We start from the raw sequence: 18,233 nt of genomic DNA, 5'->3' as shown, positions 1-18,233 counted from the left end.
GTGGGTGTCGGTTCTCGCCGGTATCGCCCCTCGTCGACGCTACGACGGTTCGTGTCCGAGAAGTGCGATGCCGGGACGACCTGGGTCGTCCCGGCATCGGGAGCTGTCGAGCGACTACTTCGTCGGCGGTCGCGTTCGCCGGCCTCTCACCGTGCCGTCACCGGGTTCGTGCAACTGTCGGGCACCGCGACCAGCGAACAGGGCACCGGCTCGCGGGTGGGGCGGTAGTCCGTCGGGACACCGCCCGTCGAGGTGATCCGGCGGTAGGCCTCGACTGCGTCCGTGGGCACCCGAGGCAGCGCCGGGTCCTTCACGTTCACCGAGTACAGCCCGAACTGCGATGCGTAGCTTCCCCATTCGTAATTGTCCGTGAGCGACCAGTAGTTGTACGAGACCACCGGGATGCCGTCCTGCGCAGCGCGCTGAATCCAGTAGACGGTGTCGCGGAGATGGTCGCCACGCGTGTAACCGTCGGGCCGTGGTTGCGTCCGGTTGGTGGCCAGACCGTTCTCCACGATGCGGATCGGTAGGCCGGGGAACTGGCCGGCGATGTACCGGAGGACGTAGTAGATGCTCTCCGGCGCCTGCGATGCTTTGTAGAACGAATCCGTCGCGCCATTGGCGACGCTCGCGTCGTTGATCGACAACGAGTAGTAGTGGTCGACGCCGACGAAGTCCATGGCCCCCTTCATCCGCTTCTGGAAGACGGCTTCGGTGGCCCCTTGAACACCGGGGATCGGGAGGAAAGCGAGATTGGACGACACCTCGGCGCCCGGTTGCACGGCGTGCGCGTGGCGGTAGATCTCACGGTGCGCCCGAACGATCCCGTCGGCCATGGCCGGGACGTTGGCGAGCGAGATCCCGCCGTACATCAACTCGCGTCGGACGTACTCGGTCGGTTCGTTGAAGGTGATCCACATCGGGTCGGCCCACTTGTACCTGTCGATCGCCGCCCGCGCGAACACCACCAGATCGTCGGCCATCCCCGGCCGATTCCACCCACCGCGGTCGACCTCCCATCCCGGATGCACCCAGTGATTGAGGGTGATCATCGGTGTCATCCCCGCCGCGACGATTGCCTTCACCACCCGGTCGTAGAACGCCCACCCCGCGGGATCAAACGCGCCGGGCGTCGGCTGGACCCGCGACCACTCGACCGATGTGCGGTAGATCGACACGCCGAGGCTCTTCGCGCGCGCGATGTCCTCCTCGTACTTGTGGAAGAAGTCGACCGCGTTGCCGACCCTGTCGTGTGTTCTCCCGGTGTTGCTGTAGCGCAGCCAATTAGAGTCCCGGTTGTACCCCTCACTCTGAAAACCGGAAGTCGAGACACCGAAGTCGAAGCCGTCCCCCAACGGCGAGATCGACACCGGCGGTCGCGGATTGGCGTTGGCGACAGGGTGCAGGGTCGCGACCAGTGCTGCCAACACCACACCGATCACACTGCAGATTTTGATCCTCGACACGAAGCCGAACCCTACTGGAACACGTTCTACTTGTATATACCGACGGTACATTCTGCTCATCGCGCACCAGTATCCTCGAGCAGTGACCGCAGACCCTGGCCCCATCGGCCCCGACGCGTCGATCAGACAGACGCCGAAGGCCCGTGCAACCCGCGCCCGAGTTCTCGACAGCGCACGGCGGTTGTTCGTGGAGCGCGGATACGACGCGGTGTCGATCACTGACATCGCCGCGGTCGGCGACATGACCAAAGGCGCTGTCTACGGGCACTTCCGGTCGAAGGGCCACCTGCTCATCGAGGTCATCCGGAACGAGATGGCCATCGTCGACGAGGTCGAGGACCCGCCGCCCGACGCCCCGATGCGCGCCTCGGTGTCGGCGCTGGTCTCGCCACGCCGTACGGATCTACGCCTCCTCGAGGTCGACGCCGCGGCGGCGGCGCGGCACGATCAGACCGTCGCGGACGGTCTGCGCGAGTTGTACCGGGAACGCCGCGGTTGGATGGAGGTCGCCCTGTCCGCGGCCGCCGACCCCGAGTCGGTGGCATGGTTCATCGAGGTCCTGGCCCGCGGGATCGGCACCCTGGAAGCGACCGGCCAGCCGTTGCTCGACGTCGACACGCTCGAAAGTGTCCTGCGCGCGGTACTCAGCGGACCGCTGGGAGTGCAGCGTCCCGACGGCCCGGCCCACCACGAGCGATCACCCGAGTGACACCGGGGGTCCACCGCATGGCGCGGGTGGACCCCCGAATGTTACTCGGACGCCAGGCCTTTCGATCACGGGTTCGACTCCGCAGCGACGTTCAGACCTGTGCGGGCGGCGTTGCCGCATGCCCCGTCTGCGTCGGCAACGACGCCTCGACGCGGTCCGCGGCGCGTGCGGGTGACATGGTCGCGAGACCGCCGGCGTGACCGACCGAGGCGGCGGGGATCTCGTACGCCGTCTCGGCGTGCAGCATCGTGTCGAGGCCGACCAGCTCGGTTTCCTCGTCGACCCGGAGACCGATCAGCTTGTCGAGTCCCTTGGCGATCAGCCAGGTCATGCCGAACGAGTACGTGCAGGTGATGGCGATACCGGCGAGTTCACGCCAGACGATGTCGACCGGTCCACCGAACAGGATCCCCTGGACACCGGCGGGTGCGGCCTCGGTGGCGAACAGCACGATGCAGAGGGTTCCGACGATGCCGCCGATACCGTGCACGGCGAAGGCGTCGAGCGTCTCGTCGATCTTGAGCTTGTTCTTGAAGCTGAGCAGGAAGGCCACGACCGCAGCGGCGAAGATGCCGACGAGGAGGGCACCGAGCGGCGCCATGCTGCTGGCCGCGGGGGTGATGCCGACGAGCCCGGCGACGGTTCCGGTGATCATCCCGAGCGAGGTGACGTGCCCCTCGCGCCACTTCTCGATGATCGCGAAGCCGATCATGCCCGCCGAGCCGGCCAGCAGCGTGTTCAGGATGACCGCCTGCGCAAGGAAGTTGGCCCCGAGAGCGCAGCTGCCGTTGAATCCGAACCACCCGAAGAACAGGATGCCGCCGCCCATGATCGTCATCGGCACGTTGTGCGGACGCTCCATCCGGCGCTTGCGGGCCCCCAGCACGACGGCCAGCGCGAGTGCTGCGACACCGGCGTTCATGTGGACCGCCGTTCCGCCCGCGTAGTCGACGATCTCGAGGTCGTTCAGCAGGAAACCGCCGCTGTAGTCGTCGTCGACGTCGGCCGCGAAGACCCAGTGCGCGACCGGGAAGTAGACGACCAGAAGCCAGATCGGCGCGAAGACGAGCCACGCCGAGAACTTCATCCGGCCCGCGGCGCCGCTGGCGACGATGGCGATGGTGATGGCGGCGAACAGGATGAACCAGGCCGCGAAGTACAGCGTCTGGGTCGCCCCCGACGCATCGTCGGTCAACCAGTTCGTCAGGCCGATGTACTCAGTGGGGTTGCCGATGAGGCCCCACCCACCGACCGACGGCCCGGAGACGAGCCCGTGTCCGATGACGACGTAGAGCACCGCCGTGATCGCCAGTGTGGACATGACCATGGTCATGATGTTGAGCACGTTCTTCGATCCGACCATGCCGCCGTAGAAGAAGGCGAGGCCGGGGAACATGAGCAAGACGAAGACGAACGCCGCCAGCATCCATGCCAGGTCGGCGTTGGCCGCGAGTATCGGTTCCATGAGCGATCTTTCGGTTCAGGGACGGTGGAGATGGCTGGCTTCCAGACCAGCAGCTCACGGGCGACATCGACCGTGCGGATGTGCGACGACGCTGTCGCGGTGATCGAGAAACTCTCTGCGAGGAACGACGCCTCAGGTGCGGGCTCGGGGGACGTTGTCGCGCAACCATTGCGCGGCCCGACCGCGAAACTTGATGATGCCCTTGTAGTCCGCCATGTCGTCGGGCAGCTCCGCCAGTACCTGTGCGGTGCGCTCCCGCCACGCCTCGACCGTCGCGAGTTGCTCGAGGGGGAGCATGTAGGTCCGGATGAGGAACATCACCGCGCCCGAGTCGGGTAACCGCACGAGGTGTTGGACCTCGACACGCAGGTGCACGCGTCGGCCGAACTCGGCGTCGGAGACCGTCTGGATGTGCTCCCGGTCCGGGCCCCACTCATGGTAGATCTCGGTGGAGACGTCGAGGCGGCGGTCGATGGTGAGCGTCCAGTTGGTCCGCCGGTAGGGCTGATGGGGTTGCAGACGCTTCAGGAACTCGTGCGCTCGGGTGATCACCCCCTCCGCCCGCACCCGCGGCACGGGTCCGTGGATCTCGAGGAAGCTCATCCCGACGTCGAAGCCGAAGCTCCAGTCGGCCGCGAACGTCACCACCCCGGCGTCGACGAACAGCTGACCGTTGCGCTGGTCCAACAGTGCGATGTCCTCTTGGATCTGAGACGTGATGTAACGCAGAGGTTCTTCGGGAAGGCTGGTGGGGTCGCCGTATCGAAAGTCCTGCTCGATTCCCAGGATGCCGTTGCGCCACAGCCAGGTGTCCGTACCTGTGGAACGCAGCTGCATCTGGTCGGGGTAGGCGGCATCGAGTTCGCGCATCACGGTCACCATCGCGTCCCAGGCCGCGTGCACCATATGAGGCAGAACGGCGTGGCGGGTGGGATCCGCGGCGAGGACCGCCGCGCGTTGACTCAGCTCGGCGCGATACTCCGAGTCGATGTCGACTACCGAGGCGCCCCACTGACCGGCGGGTGTCGTCACCGCGCGCTGCGCGGGTTCCACGTTCGTGCTGTACCGATACCGGTCGTCGGAGAAGGGGAAGGGGAAGCCCGCGACAAGTTCGGTGGCGCTGCTGGATTCGGTCGTGCTGGTCACAGCGGCACCTCCAGGGTCGTACCCGCATTCGCGCGCGAGACGCACGGCATGATCACGTCGCCGGCCTGCTTCTCGTCCGAGCCGAGATAGTGGTCACGGTGCACGGGTCTACCGCCGGTCACCGGGATGCGGCACTCCCCGCACACGCCCTGCCGACACAGGCTGGGGACGGAGGCCCCCGCGTTCTCCAGAGCTTCCAGAAGACTCGTGCCCGAGGGGACGTCGACGCTGCGACCGGAACCCGTCAAGGTCACCCGGAAGGGATCGCCCGCGTCCAAGGCGTCCATCCCGAAGCGCTCCACATGAATTCGGGACGGCGGCCATCCCGCCGCCTCGGCAGACGCGACGACGACATCGATCATCGTCGACGGGCCACACACGTACAGATGCGTGCCGACGGGTTGCGAGCAGAGCGCCCGCCCCAGGCCTCCGGCGAAGGACGCCCGGTCGGTGAACAGTTCGGCACGGGCCCCGGCGAGCGCCGTGACGTCTGGCAGGTGTGCGGCGGACGATTCGCGGAAGACGTAGAGCAGTTGGGCGTCTCGCTGCCAGCGGTCGGCCGCGCGCAGGTGCGACACCATGGGGGTGATACCGATACCGCCTGCGATGAGCAGGTGCTTGCGAGCGCGGGCGACCGGTGCGAACGCACTCCGGGGTAGGCCCACCGTCACGAGGTCGCCCTCGTCGAGTTCGTCGTGCAGCCAGCGTGATCCACCGTTCCCACCTGCCACCCGCAGGACGGAGATCGAGTACCGGGCGGGGTGCGTGCCGTCGCCGGTGAGGCTGTAGGCGTTGGTGTGGGACCCGGCATGCACGACGACATGGCTGCCGGGAACGAATCCGGGGAGCGCACGACCGGCCGGGTCGGCGAAGGTGATCGAGCGGATGTCGCGGGCCGGTGCGGCTACCGACGTCACGACCAGTTCCAGCGTCGCAGCGTGATTCCGCCACCCGGGGGTGGGTCCCGACACAGCCGTGTCGGCCATCGTCATGGTCATCGGGCCTCCTCGGCGTGTGAGTGTGTGGCGGAGTGCTGGTCCGTGTCGGTGGGATGGGCTGTGCCACAGCTCGGTCGGGACGTCTCGGCATCGACCATGAAGCCCAGGAAGTGGCCTGATCGGCGAGACACGTGGTGGTAGACGAGAAGATCGCGGCGGCAGCCGGTACATGCGACGACATCGTCGACCCGCGCCGACGCACGGGTGACCGTCCGGCAGTGGGCGCAGAAGATCTCGAGCACGGGGCGATGGGGCGCCGGTGCCGTCACCGTCACGATCTCGATCTCGTCGTCCTCGAGGCCGGCGTTCAGCGCCACCGCACGTAACGCCAGTGCCGCGCCGGCGTCAGCGATGATGTGGACGCGCACTCCGACAACGGCATCTGACAGTGCCGTCGCCAGCAGCGGGGTGACCGAGGCGACGTCACCGTGAAGCCGCGTCGTGCCATGCGGTAGCCGCGCTTCGGAGCGGGCCAGTAGGTCGGCGACGTCCCCGACGCCGACCAGCACATACGAGCTGCCGGTCGGCTCGGGCGTTGTCAGGTCGGAGGTTCCGCCGGGACGCGCCCACACGGGCACGCTGGAGTAGGCGAGCTGCGACACGACGGCCTCAGAGGAGGCTCGCGTCGCGCAGACCCGTGTAGAAGGCCAGCGCGTAATCGGTAGTGCTGAAGTAGATCTTGGAACCCTTCGGGAAGTAGATCGCGTCCTTGGCCTTCGCCACCGTCTTCTGTCCGGTCTCCTTGTTCTCCAGCAGGAACTCGCCCTCGAGCACGACCTTCATCTCGTCGTACTCGTACTCGTAGTACAGGGGTTCGTCGGTGTGCCGGAGCTCGAAATAGCCGCTGCACATCGGACTGCCATCCGGGTTCTCGTACACGTCTCCGATGAAGCCTTCAGTACCCGGGTACTCGGCCTCGGGCATCCTCGGCAGATCCTGGTATCCGTCGCCGGTCACACGGAACTCCAACGCCTTGGCGCTTTCGATCGTCACGATGCTCCTTCACATGGGGTACTCGCTCTGGTGTCGATATGCGATCCATCCCCGGAGGGTGAATCACCAGAGTGGACGTTGTCCCCTGTTATGAAACAAGTGAAGTGTTTCCGCTGCGTGACGGCTTTGTAATGGCGTGCTACGACGTGCGGCCGCTGCGGTCAGGCGGTTGCGGGTGCTTCGACCTTCGACGCTCCGGTCCGCCCGCGCACCAGTACGGCCGCCGCGACGAGGACCAACGACAGGCACGCGGCGACCAGGAACGCGGTGTGGACACCGTCGGCCCCGGCCTGCAGCGGGTTGACGCCGTCATCGATCGCCGACTGCGTACCCCGGGTCATCAGCGTGATGAAGAGAGCCGTACCGGCGGCGCCGGCGACCTGCTGGATCGTGCTGACCGTCGCGCTGCCGTGTGAGTACAGCTCGGGCTTCAGCGATCCGAGGGCCGACGTCATCAGCGGCGTCAGGCCGAAAGCGATTCCTGCGCTGAGGATCACGTGTGCAGCGATCACCATGCCGATCGACGAGTCCGCGTCGAGAGTGGTGAGCAGCCAGGTGCCCGCGCTGACCGCGATCGTGCCGGGCAGGACCAGCGGCCGGGCGCCCACCTTGTCGAACAGCGCTCCGACGAACGGTGCGAGCAGACCCATGACCAAACCTCCCGGCAACAGAACGAGCCCGGTGGTCAGGACCTCCTTGCCCAGGACGTTCTGCAGGTACAGCGGGAGGATGATGAGCGCACCGAACAGCGTGAGCATGAAGCCCGCCATCAGTACGACGGCCAGACGGAACGGCCCCACCGCGAAGGTGCGGAGGTCGAGCAGGGCGTGACCTCGCTCGGCGAGACCGAGCTGGCGCCAGACGAACAGCGCCAGGGCGACGACGCCGATGACGAGCGGCACCCACGGCGGGATCGGGGCGTGCCCGTTCGCGGACTCCCCGATGCTGCTCAAGCCGTAGACCACGCCGCCGAAGCCCAAGGCGGACAGCGGAACCGAGATGATGTCGAGGTGCGACGGGCGCCGTTCGGTCACATTCCGGACGAACACGCCGCCCAAGACCAGCGCTCCGACGGCGATCGGCAGCACGATCCAGAACATCGCGCGCCAGCTCAGCGATTGCAGGATCAGACCGGAGACCGTCGGCCCGATGGCCGGCGCCACGGAGATCACGATCGACACGAGCCCCATCGTGCGGCCGCGGTTCTGCTCCGGGACGACGTTGAGGATGGTCGTCATCAGCAGCGGCACCATGAGCGCGGTACCCGACGCCTGCACGACCCGCGCGACCATCAGGAGTTCGAAGCCCGGCGCCAGCGCGGCGACGAGCGTGCCCACCGTGAACAGACCCATCGCCGAGATGTAGATCGATCGCAGCGTGAACCGCTGCATCAGGAATCCGGTGATGGGGATGAGGATCGCCATGGTCAGCAGGAAGCCACTGGTCAACCACTGCGCGGTGGCGGCGGTGATGTCGAGGTCGGTCATCAGCGTGGGCAGCGCGACGCTGAGGATCGTCTCGTTGAGGATCACCACGAAGGCGGCGACCAGCAGCACGCCGATGAGCAGCACGGCGCTGCGGTCTCCTCCGGCGTCCGTCCGCCGCTCGGTGCCCGCGAGGGCCACATTCTCGGTCACTGTTCGCTCTTCCATCGCAGGGTCGTCCGGTCGATCACACGGCGACGCTACCGGAATGTGGCAGTCACTGCCAGTTTGGCATCGAATGACGTCACCGACGCACCGGGCGATAGTCTCGACGTCATGACGGAATCCTCCGACGGAGGCGGGTTACGGGCCCGCCGACGGGACGCCACACGCCTGGACATCCACGAGGCCGCGGTGGATCTGTTCGAGCGCAACGGGTTCGACGAGACGACGGTCGACGAGATCGCGGCGGCAGCCGGAGTGTCACCGCGGACCTTTTTCCGCTACTTCCCCACCAAGGAAGACTGCGTGCTCTTCGACCGGTTCGGGTTCGATCAGGCGCTCGACGACCACCTCGCGTCGATCGATCCCGATGCCTTCACCCTCGCCGACATCGAGGGCGCCTACCGCACGCTGCTCGAAGGATTCGGCGACCGCAGTGACGACGTGTCGGCGCACTTCCTGCGTGTGCAGAAGCTGGTCCTCGCGACCCCGACCCTGAGCCGGGCGGCACTCGGACGGTACGCCGACAGGTCGCGTCGACGACCCGAGGCGCTGGGCGATCGCGGTTCGGTACGCACCCGCGGCCAGATCCGGATGATCCTCGAGATCGCCAACCTCGAAGTGCAGTGTGCGTTCGAGGAGTGGGTCGAGGTGAACGAGGCCGTCACCCCGGAGGCGGACCGGACGCTCGTCGCGGTGTACGACGACGTCTGCCGGCGGATGAGGGAGCTGTAGGACATGGCGGAAACGACGGGGACAGTGCGCGTTCGGAGGATCGGATGACGTTGCGGATCGTCGATTGCCCCTCTCCCGGCGAGATGAGGCCGAGATGGGCTGCGTACGCGGCGATCCTGGCCGCGCGTGGGTCGCGGTGGAGCGATGGATGCTGGGCGACTCCGGACGTGTGGCACTACGACGACGGCGGTGGCAACTGGGCCGACCTGGTCTTCGCCGATGCGTCGCGGGCGGTCTTGGTCGGACATGATCACGAGTACTCGGAGACGTACTACCGGGAGGGCGCGGCGTACTTCGGTGAGCCCGAGACCGACTTGCTCGCAGGAAGCCCACCCTGGTGGGGGACGACCATCGCCGGACACCTCGGTCGGCAACGCACCGATGGGATGTGGATCGGGTTCGTCTACGGATTCGACGATGGTGGCTGGCGCCGCGCCGACTACGCGGTCGACGACGGATTCGTCAGTCTGAATCTGCCCTTCCGCGACACCTCGGCCACGGTGGAGGCGGCTGCTGATCTCATCCGCCACTGGTGCGAGGAGATCCGGGAGACGCCTCCGACCGACCTCGACGACGCGGTCCGCACGATGATCGACTCCCCGGTCACCGAAGCGACCCTGCACAGGGCACTCGGACCGGTCGTCTCCCACGCCGATGTCTCCGGCGCGCTCATCGCGGCACACCGCTTCGCACGGTTCTGATTGGCCTGGGCGCTCAGTCCAGCCAGTCCAGGACCGACGCCGCGGTCCAGCTCTGCTGCATGCTGCCGAGCGGTTCGCCGGTGAAGGGCTCGTAGTACTCGGCAAACGTGCCGTCGGTCGCTTGGCGCAGCCCTTCCTCGCGGAGCCGCGCGGACCGTTCGGTCCACCCCCGGCGGGCGAACGCCCAGCTGAACAACCACGTCATCACCGGCCAGACCGGACCGCGCCAGTACTCACGCGGCCGGAAGTCCGCCGAGATCGGCGACGTCGACGGCGGTACCGCGTATCGGAGATCGGGATGGCCGCAGTACCGCGGACCTTCGAAGAGCCGCAGGAGGGCGCGTTCCCGTTCGCGGGAGAGGCCGCCGCACAGCAGCGGTGCGAACACCGCGATCGTCTCGGTGTTGATCCACGAGTTGGCGCGTAGGTCGAAATCCCTTGCCGCACCGTTGCGGTCGTTGGCCGCGGACACCACGCCCGACCGGAACCGGTCGGCCCACGCACGGAGGTCACGGACGTCGGACCGCGGTTTCGAGTAGTCCTCGCCGATGGTGGCCAGCACGTCGCACGCGACGGCGAAGATGGCGCTGACGAAGACGTCCTCGACCGCGAAGTCCATCACCTTGGGAAGCAACTCGTCGTCGTAGCCGGCGCGCTTCATCTGTTCGACGAGCCAGATGTACCTGTCGTACTCGAGGTCGGTGGGGCGCATCGACGAATCGTCGACGTGGTCGAGGTCGGCCCGTCGATACGGTGGAAGATCCAGGCCGGGAACGACATTGGCGTACGCAGAGTCCCAGCGCGGGGAGTTGTCCATGCCCGATTCCCACCCGTGGAACAAGGTGATCCGTCCGCGTCCGTTGGGATCTCGTGCGTGGGCCAGCCAGCGATGCCATCGCACCAGCGAACTCCATCGACGGTCGATGAACTCGTTGGCCACCGCGCGGGTCGTGCGGCCGTGGCGTCGCGAATGGTCGAGGATGCGCTGGACCGCGATCGCGTGGACGGGCGGTTGGGTGATGCCGGACGTGTCGGGGAAGTCGGGGGCACACTCGGCCAGCCGAGCGCACTCCCATCGCGCCGGGCCGGGGAAGTACCCGTCGCGACCGTTCGCGAAGACGATGTGCGGGATCATCCCGTTGCGCCACTGCGCCGAGAGCAGCGTGTCCATCTCGATGACAGCGCGCTCCACCGACAACGGCGCCAGGCCGACGGTGACGAACGCCGCGTCCCAGCTCCACATGTGCGGATACAGCTTGGGCGCAGCACTTGTCATCGTGCCCAGGTCGTTTCCGCGCAGCAGGTACGCGGCGCGCGCCGACAGCTGCGTTGGGGTGAATCCGTACCTGGCCACGCCGACGATTGTGCCCCGCGGCGTCCGCCTCTGCTCATCGAGCCCGATGCGGTTCGGCTTCTCCGGTTCGACAGTAGGGTCGAGGGGTGCCCACCGCTTTGATCACCGGAGCGAGCCGAGGTCTCGGTGCCGAGATCGCCCGCCAACTCGCCCCCACCCACGACCTGCTGCTGGGCGGACGCCCCTCCGCCGAACTGGACCGGCTGGCCACCGAGCTCGACGGCGCCAGCACGTTCGCCGTCGAGCTGACCGACTACGAGGAGGTCGAGGCAGCCGTCGAGGCCGTCAACACACTGGACGTCCTCGTCCACAACGCCGGGGTCGGCAGCAGCCTGGAGAAGATCGCCGACACCCCCGTCGAAGAATGGCAGTCCGTACTCGAGGTGAATCTCATCGCGGCGGCGGAGCTGACACGACTGCTGCTCCCCGCGCTGCGGTCGGCCGGCGGGCACGTCGTCTTCGTCAACTCCGGTGCGGGGCGGCGGGTCAACCCCGGCTGGACCCCGTACGCCGCGAGCAAGTTCGGTCTCCGCGCACTCGCCGACGGATTGCGCGTCGAGGAGCCGACGCTCCGGGTGACGACAATCTTCCCCGGACGCATCGACACCGACATGCAGCGCGACATCGTCGCCATCGAAGGCGACGACTACGACGCGTCGCGATTCCTCAAGCCCTCGACGGTGGCCCGCGCCGTGGTGCAGGCGGTCTCCACCCCGGCCGACGCCCATCCCGAGGAGATCGTCCTGAGGCCGACCGGGCGGGGGTGACCCTTCGAGGCTCGCTTCGCTCGCACCTCAGGGAGCAGAAGTGGCGTGTTTTCTGCGGGATGCGCGTCAGAACGGAGCCCGCTCAGAGCTGCTTGAGGTCCGACTGCTGCCAGACCGCGCGCATCGTCGAGACCTTGCCCTGGTCGTCGAACACCATGATGTCGACCGGGGTGATCTCGAACGCGAGCCCCGCGGTCTTGGTGACCAGGGTGAACTCGAAGACGGCGGTGTCGCCGGCGATCTTCTTCCACTTCAGGGTCGCGGTGCGCTCGTCCATGCCGGTGATGACCGAGTAGAACTCCACGAGCTGGTCGCGGGTGTCGCGGATGTCGGCACCGATGGGGTCCTCGACGGTTGCGTCGGCCGCGTAGAGATCGGCGATCTGCTCGGCAGTACCGGAATTCAGCAGTTCGATGTAGGCGTCCACGGCGGCATCGATCTTCTCGGCCAGCCCGGCTTGCTCAACGGTCATGAATCCTCCAAAAGTAGAACGTGTTCTAGATTCGGCACGGTAGCACGCGCGTCCGTCAACCGGTGGATGATTCCGGTGGACGGCTTCTGTTGTTTGATACGTTCGCCGCACAGATCCCCTGCGCGGAAAGGCCGGTGTCCTCAGCTGATGTCCGAGCCCGCGCACACGCCATCCCCCACCCCGCAGGCTCGCCGATGACCCCGGTCATGGCCGCGCCCCTGGATCCGGGCAACGACGCGGCCCGTCGCTGGGCGGAGGAGGAACTGTCCGGACGCGAGTACCAACCGCCGGAGCCGTCGTGGCTCGATCGTTTCGGCGAACGCGTCCTGGGGTGGATCGTCGACAACGCCCTGGGATGGTTCGGTGGCTCGGACACCATCCGGACGATCGTCGTCGTGGTCGCGATCGCCCTCGTCCTGACGTTGATCTTCGCGGTCGTCCGGCACCTGCGCCGCAACCCGCGAGTGCCCGACGTGGCTGCCACCGCCAAGTCGGCGGCGGTGTTGTCCGGTGCTCCCCGGTCCGCCGACGACCATCGTCGTGACGCCGAACGTGCGCACGCCGCAGGCGACCACGACGGGTGTGTGATCGCGGCGGTCCGAGCCCTCGCACGCCGCGCGGTCGAGCGTGCGCTGCTCGCCGACGAGCCGTCGCTCACCGCCCACGAGGTCGCCGTCGACCTGGGCCCGCGTTTCCCGGAGCACGCCGACGCGATGCGTCGGGCGACGGACCTCTTCGATGCCATCGCCTACGGCGACAGGCACGCGTCCGCAGACGCTGCCCGTGCGGTTCTCGACCTCGAGCGCGCCGTCGGTTCGACACGTCCGTCACCACCCGACACAGCCCGACCCCGCCGCCTGGCGGTGCCGCGATGACCGTGCTCGCGCCGCCGACCTCGCCGCGCCCCCGGCCACCGGGCAAGAACCGGACCCGGCGCTGGATCTGGGTCGTCATCGTGCTCGTGGTCGTCGTCGCGATGACCGTCATCGGTCTGCTGGGCATCACCGTGCTCACCGGTGTGAACGGCGCACCCGGACCCGGTGTCAGCTACGACCCCGACAATCCGCAACCCACCGGGTCACGGGCCCTCGTCCGGATCATGGACGACCACGGTGCCGATGTCCGGCAGGCGCGCGGGCTCGAGGAGTTCACCGATGCTCCCCGTCCGGACACCGACACCACCGTGGTCGTCAGCTCCACGTCGTCGTTGAATCCCGGTACCACGCAACAGTTCCGCCAGCGCGTCGACGGAGCGCACCGGGTGATCCTCATCGCCCCGGACAACGCGGTCCTGGCGGCCCTGGGCCTGTCGGTGACGTCCGTCTTCGGCGCCGGCCCCGCAACGGTCGTCGCCGGGTGCCGGACCCCCGGCATCGACCCCGCGGACGTCGTCACGTTCTCCTCCTTCGGATTCGCGGCGAACTCGCCGGCGGCCACCTCGTGCTTCACCGCGGACGCGGCGTCGAACGTCGTGGTCGTCCCGGCCGCCGCCGACCGCCCGGAGTACGTGATCATCAGCGGTGAGATGCTGACCAATGAGCAGCTGGCCGCGCACGACAACGCGGGTGTCGCCGTCCGACTGTTTGCGAGTTCCGGCGACATTCTCTGGTACATACCGCTTTTCACGGATGAGATCGCCACCGAGGAGGAGTCGGACATTCCAGCGGCCGTGGGGCCGCTCATCCTGTTGGCCGTGTTCGGTGTGTTGACCCTGATGCTGTGGCGCGGTCGACGATTCGGCGCCCTGGTCACCGAACCGTTGCCCGCCGTCGTCAAGGCCATCGAGACGACCAGGGCCCGCGGACGCATGTACCACCGGGCCGGCGCCGACTCGCGCGCCGCAGCAGCCCTGCGCATCCACACCCTGTCGTCACTGGCGTCGTACCTCGGACTCCCGTTCGATGCCGCCCGCGCGACCGACGCCATGTCGCAACCGAATTGGGAGTCGACGGACGCCCACACGGAGTTGGTCGACCCTGCGGTCCAGGCCATCGTGGTCACCGTCGTCGGTGCGACGGGACGCAGCCTCGACCAGGTCCGAGCACTCCTCGCCGGGCCCCTACCCACCGATGCAGCGGGGCTCGTGCACTTCACCGCCGAACTGACCACCCTCGAGAAGGAAGTCCGACACTCACGATGACCGTCGACCCGTCCCGCACCCCCGACTCGTCCCGCGCACCAGGCCAGTTCAGCCCACCCGGCCCCTTCGACAAGACCTACAGCTTGGGAGACACCCCCGGCGGAGCGGGTGCGCCGTCGTCGAATCGTGCACGCGACGCGCTGGGGGCCGTCCGCGCCGAGGTCGCCAAGGCGGTCGTCGGGCAGGACCCGGCCGTCGCCGGCATCCTCATCGCCCTGCTCTGCCGCGGCCACATCCTCCTCGAAGGCGTTCCGGGAGTAGCGAAGACGCTGCTGGTCCGGTCGGTTGCCGCCGCGCTCGACGTCGACACCAAACGGGTGCAGTTCACCCCGGACCTGATGCCCGGAGATGTGACCGGCTCCCTCGTCTTCGACGCCGCGAGTTCGGAGTTCACGTTCCGGGAAGGGCCGGTGTTCACAAATCTGCTGCTGGCGGACGAGATCAACCGCACTCCACCCAAGACGCAGGCGTCACTGCTGGAGGCGATGGAGGAACGCCAGGTCACCGTCGACGGGCGACCCCGTCACCTGCCGAGCCCGTTTCTGGTGGCGGCGACGCAGAACCCGGTCGAGTACGAGGGCACCTACCCCCTGCCCGAGGCACAACTCGACCGGTTCTTGCTCAAGGTCACACTGCCGCTTCCGCCCCGGGACGACGAGATCACCGTCCTGACCCGGCACGCCTCCGGTTTCGACCCCCGCGATCTCGCCGCGGCCGGGCTCCGGCCGGTGGCCTCGGCCGCCGACGTGGTGGCCGGCGCCGAGCAGGTACGACGCGTCGCCGTGGCGCCCCAGGTGACCGCCTACATCGTCGACATCGCCCGCGCCACGCGCTTCTCGCCGTCACTGGCTCTGGGCGTGAGTCCGCGCGGCGCAACCGCGCTGCTCGGCACCAGCCGCGCGTGGGCCTGGCTCAACGGCCGCGACTTCGTCACCCCCGACGATGTGCAGGCACTCGCGCAGTCGACGCTCGCGCACCGGCTGTCGCTGCGGCCGGAGGCCGAGCTGGAAGGCGTCTCGGTGGGCTCGGTCCTCGACGCCGCCATCAGATCTGTACCCGTCCCACGCTGATGTTCCTCACCGGCCGCTTCCTGATCCTGGTACTGCTCGGTGCGGTGCCCATCCTGGTGTGGCCGAACTTCGTGGTCCCACCGCTGTGGGTACTCTTCTGCGTCGCGCTCACCTGCCTCGACATCGCATTGGCCGGTTCGACGAAGTCGATCACTCTGACGCGATCGGCGCCCGGACCGCTGCGGCTCGGCGAGAGCACCACATGCTCCGTCACCGTCGTCAACCACGGGTCGAGTACGTTCCGCGGGGTCCTGCGTGACAGCTGGCAACCGTCGGCGGGTGCCACCGACAACACGACGCGCGTGACGGTGCCTACCAACGAGAACCGGACCGTCACAACTGTTCTCACTCCCACTCGACGGGGAGACCGGCTCGCGGTCCGGGTGGCGGTCCGGCGGATCGGGCCACTCGGACTCGCAGGGCGGCAACGGTCGGTTCCGCTGCCCGGACGGGTTCGGGCACTCCCACCGTTCGACTCGCGGCGCCTCCTGCCATCACGGCTCGCCCATCTCCGTCAGCTCGACGGCCGGTCGGCCGTGCGTGTGCGCGGCCAGGGCACCGAATTCGACTCTCTCCGTGACTACGTCGAGGGCGACGACGTCCGCAGCATCGACTGGCGCGCCACCGCCCGCCGCCGGTCGACGGTGGTCCGCACGTGGCAACCGGAGAAGGACCGGCACATCGTTCTCGTCCTGGACACCTCACGCACGTCGGCGGGCCGCGTCGGTGACACCCCGCGTCTCGACGCCGCCATGGACGCAGCGCTCCTGCTGGCCTCGCTCGCATCGCACGCCGGCGATCGGGTGGATCTCATCGCCGGTGACCGGCGCGTTCACCGACGAGTGGTCGGCGTCGGCCGCACCATGCTGCTCAACAGCCTCGTCACCGCGATGGCCGATCTCGAACCCGCTCTGTTGGAGGCGGATTGGCCGCTTCTCGGCGCCGAGGTCGCCAAGATCGGACGCCAGCGGGCACTGCTCGTCCTGCTCACGCCGCTGGAACCGGCGGCCGTCGAGGAGTCTCTGCTCCCGCCGCTGTCGGTGCTGGCGCAGCGGTACAAGGTGATCATCGGGTCGGTCGCCGATCCCGCCCTCGACGACATGCTCGCCCGTCGGGACGATGCGGCCGCGATCTACGACGCGGCTGCCGCCGCCCGCACCATCACCCTCCGCAACCGGACGGCAACCGCACTGAGCCGGCTCGGTGTCGACGTCGTCGATGCGGCACCCGACAAGCTTCCCGCGAAGCTGGCCGACCACTACCTGCTGTTGAAGTCGCGAGGGTTGTTGTAGTCCCCTTCTGATCGGATGCGCCCCAGCCCACCACCGTTCTGACGTCGCGATTCCGCGCCGACGTCAGTCGAGGATCGCAGTGGCCTCGACTTCGACGAGGACATCCGGTTCGAAGAGGTAGTCGACGCCGATCAACGATGCGGGTGGCATCGGAGACGGCAACCCGATATCCGTCGCGACGCCTTCGACACCGGCCATGAAGTCGGCGATCTTCTCGGGCGCCCAGTCGGTGACATAGAAGGTCAGCCGAAGGACGTCGCCGAACGACGCGCCCGCCCCGGCCAGTCCGGTCGCGGTGTTCCGCAATGCCTGCGCGACCTGGCCCGCCAGGTCACCCGGCGCCACGGGCGTTCCGTCGGCAGTACGGGCGATCTGGCCACTGACGTGGACATGCCGCGTCCCCGTGCCCACGGCAACGTGGTGGTAAGGCGTCGGTTGCGTCATGCCCTCCGGGGTCGAATATGCAACTGCCATCGTGTTCTCCTCCGAGTGAATTCGATCAGGTATATCGTTGATACCTGGTTGTCGAAGGACACTTCAAGGAGACGTGGTTTCATGACCGATACCGGTGGGCGGGCCGCCGAACTCGCGATCAGCGCACCGCATCGCGAGCTGCTGGATCAGGTGCTCGACAAGTGGTCGTTGGCGGTGTTGAACGAGCTCTGTGAACAACCGAGCCGCTTCAACGGTTTACGGCGCGCGATACCGACGGTCACGCAGAAATCGCTGACCGCGACCCTGCGGAAGCTCGAGCGGAACGGCATCGTCGAACGGGTACTGCTGAGCTCGCGTCCGGTCGCGATCGAGTACCGAATCACCCCGCTGGGCAAGACACTGCGTCCGCCGATCGATGTGATCCTCGAATGGGCGACGGCACACATGCCCCACATCGAACGTGCCCGGGAAGCCTTCGATTCCGCCGAAGACGACCAGCCCTAGACCGCCACCGCAGGGAGGTCCGCTGCGTAGCGGATGACCGAATCGACCCTGCCGAAACGGCGTTCGATGATCACGATCGCCTCGGCGAGCTGGCCGGGATCGTCGACGTCGGCGACCAAGGCCGCGGTGTGTCCGTTGTTGCCGAGCATGAACGGAAGGACCGCGGAGTACTGGCTGCTGACGACGGCCAACGGGATGTCGTGACGGAACAGGTCGTAGGCGTGGTCGATCGCAGCGGGGTTCTCGAGGACGACCAGTGGGACTGAGGTGACGTGCTTGTTCCTTCTCATGTTCCGAGAGTGAACGCCCAGCTTATGAGGCGGTTGACGGATCACTGTGA

Annotated in this window: 19 protein-coding genes and 1 pseudogene; 9 read left to right on the top strand and 11 right to left on the bottom strand. The window is 67.6% G+C overall.

Translation table 11 applies throughout. The annotated features are described in order from the left end of the window. Positions 1–146: 146 nt before the first annotated feature. Positions 147–1,439: a family 1 glycosylhydrolase gene (locus tag MAY35_RS14480; RefSeq protein ID WP_374237959.1), complete on the bottom strand. Its 1,293-nt coding sequence runs from the start codon at positions 1,437–1,439 to the stop codon at positions 147–149. A gap of 109 nt (positions 1,440–1,548) precedes the next feature. On the opposite strand from MAY35_RS14480, the gene MAY35_RS14475 reads away from it, so the two are divergent. After that, complete coding sequence (locus MAY35_RS14475; protein ID WP_238421999.1) at positions 1,549–2,175, top strand: TetR/AcrR family transcriptional regulator; 627 nt, start codon at positions 1,549–1,551, stop codon at positions 2,173–2,175. A gap of 91 nt (positions 2,176–2,266) precedes the next feature. On the opposite strand, the gene MAY35_RS14470 is transcribed toward MAY35_RS14475, so the two are convergent. The 6 genes and pseudogenes from MAY35_RS14470 to MAY35_RS14445 all read right to left on the bottom strand — a co-directional run bounded on the left by MAY35_RS14470 (position 2,267) and on the right by MAY35_RS14445 (position 8,414). Continuing rightward, the gene (locus MAY35_RS14470; protein ID WP_238421998.1) at positions 2,267–3,640 is read right to left on the bottom strand and encodes an ammonium transporter; all 1,374 of its coding nucleotides are present in this window, start codon (positions 3,638–3,640) and stop codon (positions 2,267–2,269) included. A gap of 147 nt (positions 3,641–3,787) precedes the next feature. Beyond that, positions 3,788–4,786: pseudogene (locus MAY35_RS14465) on the bottom strand (DUF3445 domain-containing protein); the annotation flags it as partial. Next, complete coding sequence (locus MAY35_RS14460) at positions 4,783–5,784, bottom strand: PDR/VanB family oxidoreductase (protein WP_238421997.1); 1,002 nt, start codon at positions 5,782–5,784, stop codon at positions 4,783–4,785. The gene MAY35_RS14460 and the pseudogene MAY35_RS14465, both read right to left, overlap by 4 nt. Beyond that, positions 5,781–6,386 carry a dimethylamine monooxygenase subunit DmmA family protein gene (locus MAY35_RS14455; RefSeq protein ID WP_238421996.1) on the bottom strand — a complete coding sequence of 202 codons (606 nt, stop codon included), beginning with the start codon at positions 6,384–6,386 and terminating at the stop codon, positions 5,781–5,783. The genes MAY35_RS14460 and MAY35_RS14455 overlap by 4 nt, the downstream gene beginning before the upstream one ends. Positions 6,387–6,393: 7 nt before the next feature. Next, a complete protein-coding gene (locus tag MAY35_RS14450) occupies positions 6,394–6,777 on the bottom strand; it encodes an ethanolamine utilization protein (protein ID WP_238421995.1) in 384 nt (127 codons plus the stop codon). A gap of 161 nt (positions 6,778–6,938) precedes the next feature. Beyond that, entirely contained in the window at positions 6,939–8,414 is a 1,476-nt protein-coding gene (locus MAY35_RS14445; protein WP_238421994.1) for an MDR family MFS transporter, read from the bottom strand. Positions 8,415–8,537: 123 nt separating this feature from the next. Here MAY35_RS14445 and MAY35_RS14440 point away from each other — a divergent pair, with 123 nt between their 5' ends. Continuing rightward, positions 8,538–9,158: a TetR family transcriptional regulator gene (locus MAY35_RS14440; RefSeq protein ID WP_238421993.1), complete on the top strand. Its 621-nt coding sequence runs from the start codon at positions 8,538–8,540 to the stop codon at positions 9,156–9,158. 44 nt (positions 9,159–9,202) lie between these two features. Then, on the top strand, positions 9,203–9,859 hold the full coding sequence (locus MAY35_RS14435) for a hypothetical protein (RefSeq protein ID WP_238421992.1): 657 nt from the start codon (positions 9,203–9,205) through the stop codon (positions 9,857–9,859). A gap of 13 nt (positions 9,860–9,872) precedes the next feature. Here the strand turns inward: MAY35_RS14435 and MAY35_RS14430 are convergent, their stop codons facing one another. Beyond that, positions 9,873–11,213, bottom strand: a complete 1,341-nt coding sequence (locus MAY35_RS14430; RefSeq protein ID WP_238421991.1) for an amylo-alpha-1,6-glucosidase — start codon at positions 11,211–11,213, stop codon at positions 9,873–9,875. A gap of 86 nt (positions 11,214–11,299) precedes the next feature. Between MAY35_RS14430 and MAY35_RS14425 the strand changes: the two genes are divergently transcribed. Then, positions 11,300–11,980 carry an SDR family oxidoreductase gene (locus MAY35_RS14425; protein ID WP_238421990.1) on the top strand — a complete coding sequence of 227 codons (681 nt, stop codon included), beginning with the start codon at positions 11,300–11,302 and terminating at the stop codon, positions 11,978–11,980. A gap of 82 nt (positions 11,981–12,062) precedes the next feature. Here the strand turns inward: MAY35_RS14425 and MAY35_RS14420 are convergent, their stop codons facing one another. Next, complete coding sequence (locus MAY35_RS14420) at positions 12,063–12,452, bottom strand: nuclear transport factor 2 family protein (RefSeq protein ID WP_238421989.1); 390 nt, start codon at positions 12,450–12,452, stop codon at positions 12,063–12,065. Positions 12,453–12,586: 134 nt separating this feature from the next. Here MAY35_RS14420 and MAY35_RS14415 point away from each other — a divergent pair, with 134 nt between their 5' ends. From MAY35_RS14415 to MAY35_RS14400, 4 genes are read left to right on the top strand one after another with little or no spacing between them, the layout of a single operon-like run. Beyond that, positions 12,587–13,327, top strand: coding sequence for a DUF4129 domain-containing protein (locus MAY35_RS14415; RefSeq protein WP_238421988.1), 741 nt, complete (start codon positions 12,587–12,589; stop codon positions 13,325–13,327). Beyond that, positions 13,324–14,592 carry a DUF4350 domain-containing protein gene (locus MAY35_RS14410; protein ID WP_238421987.1) on the top strand — a complete coding sequence of 423 codons (1,269 nt, stop codon included), beginning with the start codon at positions 13,324–13,326 and terminating at the stop codon, positions 14,590–14,592. Before MAY35_RS14415 ends, MAY35_RS14410 begins: the two co-directional genes overlap by 4 nt. Next, positions 14,589–15,662, top strand: a complete 1,074-nt coding sequence (locus tag MAY35_RS14405) for a MoxR family ATPase (protein WP_238421986.1) — start codon at positions 14,589–14,591, stop codon at positions 15,660–15,662. The genes MAY35_RS14410 and MAY35_RS14405 overlap by 4 nt, the downstream gene beginning before the upstream one ends. Beyond that, positions 15,662–16,954 (top strand): DUF58 domain-containing protein, encoded by a 1,293-nt coding sequence (locus MAY35_RS14400; RefSeq protein WP_238421985.1) that lies wholly within the window; start codon positions 15,662–15,664, stop codon positions 16,952–16,954. Before MAY35_RS14405 ends, MAY35_RS14400 begins: the two co-directional genes overlap by 1 nt. Positions 16,955–17,017: 63 nt before the next feature. Here the strand turns inward: MAY35_RS14400 and MAY35_RS14395 are convergent, their stop codons facing one another. After that, on the bottom strand, positions 17,018–17,428 hold the full coding sequence (locus tag MAY35_RS14395; RefSeq protein ID WP_238421984.1) for a RidA family protein: 411 nt from the start codon (positions 17,426–17,428) through the stop codon (positions 17,018–17,020). Between the two features lie 81 nt (positions 17,429–17,509). Here MAY35_RS14395 and MAY35_RS14390 point away from each other — a divergent pair, with 81 nt between their 5' ends. Continuing rightward, positions 17,510–17,893: a helix-turn-helix domain-containing protein gene (locus MAY35_RS14390; RefSeq protein WP_238421983.1), complete on the top strand. Its 384-nt coding sequence runs from the start codon at positions 17,510–17,512 to the stop codon at positions 17,891–17,893. Here the strand turns inward: MAY35_RS14390 and MAY35_RS14385 are convergent. Beyond that, on the bottom strand, positions 17,890–18,183 hold the full coding sequence (locus tag MAY35_RS14385) for a hypothetical protein (protein ID WP_238421982.1): 294 nt from the start codon (positions 18,181–18,183) through the stop codon (positions 17,890–17,892). The genes MAY35_RS14390 and MAY35_RS14385 overlap by 4 nt on opposite strands. Positions 18,184–18,233 lie beyond the last annotated feature (50 nt).

Source organism: Gordonia sp. 'Campus', assembly GCF_022206305.1.
Classification (GTDB): Bacteria; Actinomycetota; Actinomycetes; order Mycobacteriales; family Mycobacteriaceae; genus Gordonia.
This window is presented reverse-complemented; position numbering and strand designations above follow the sequence as displayed.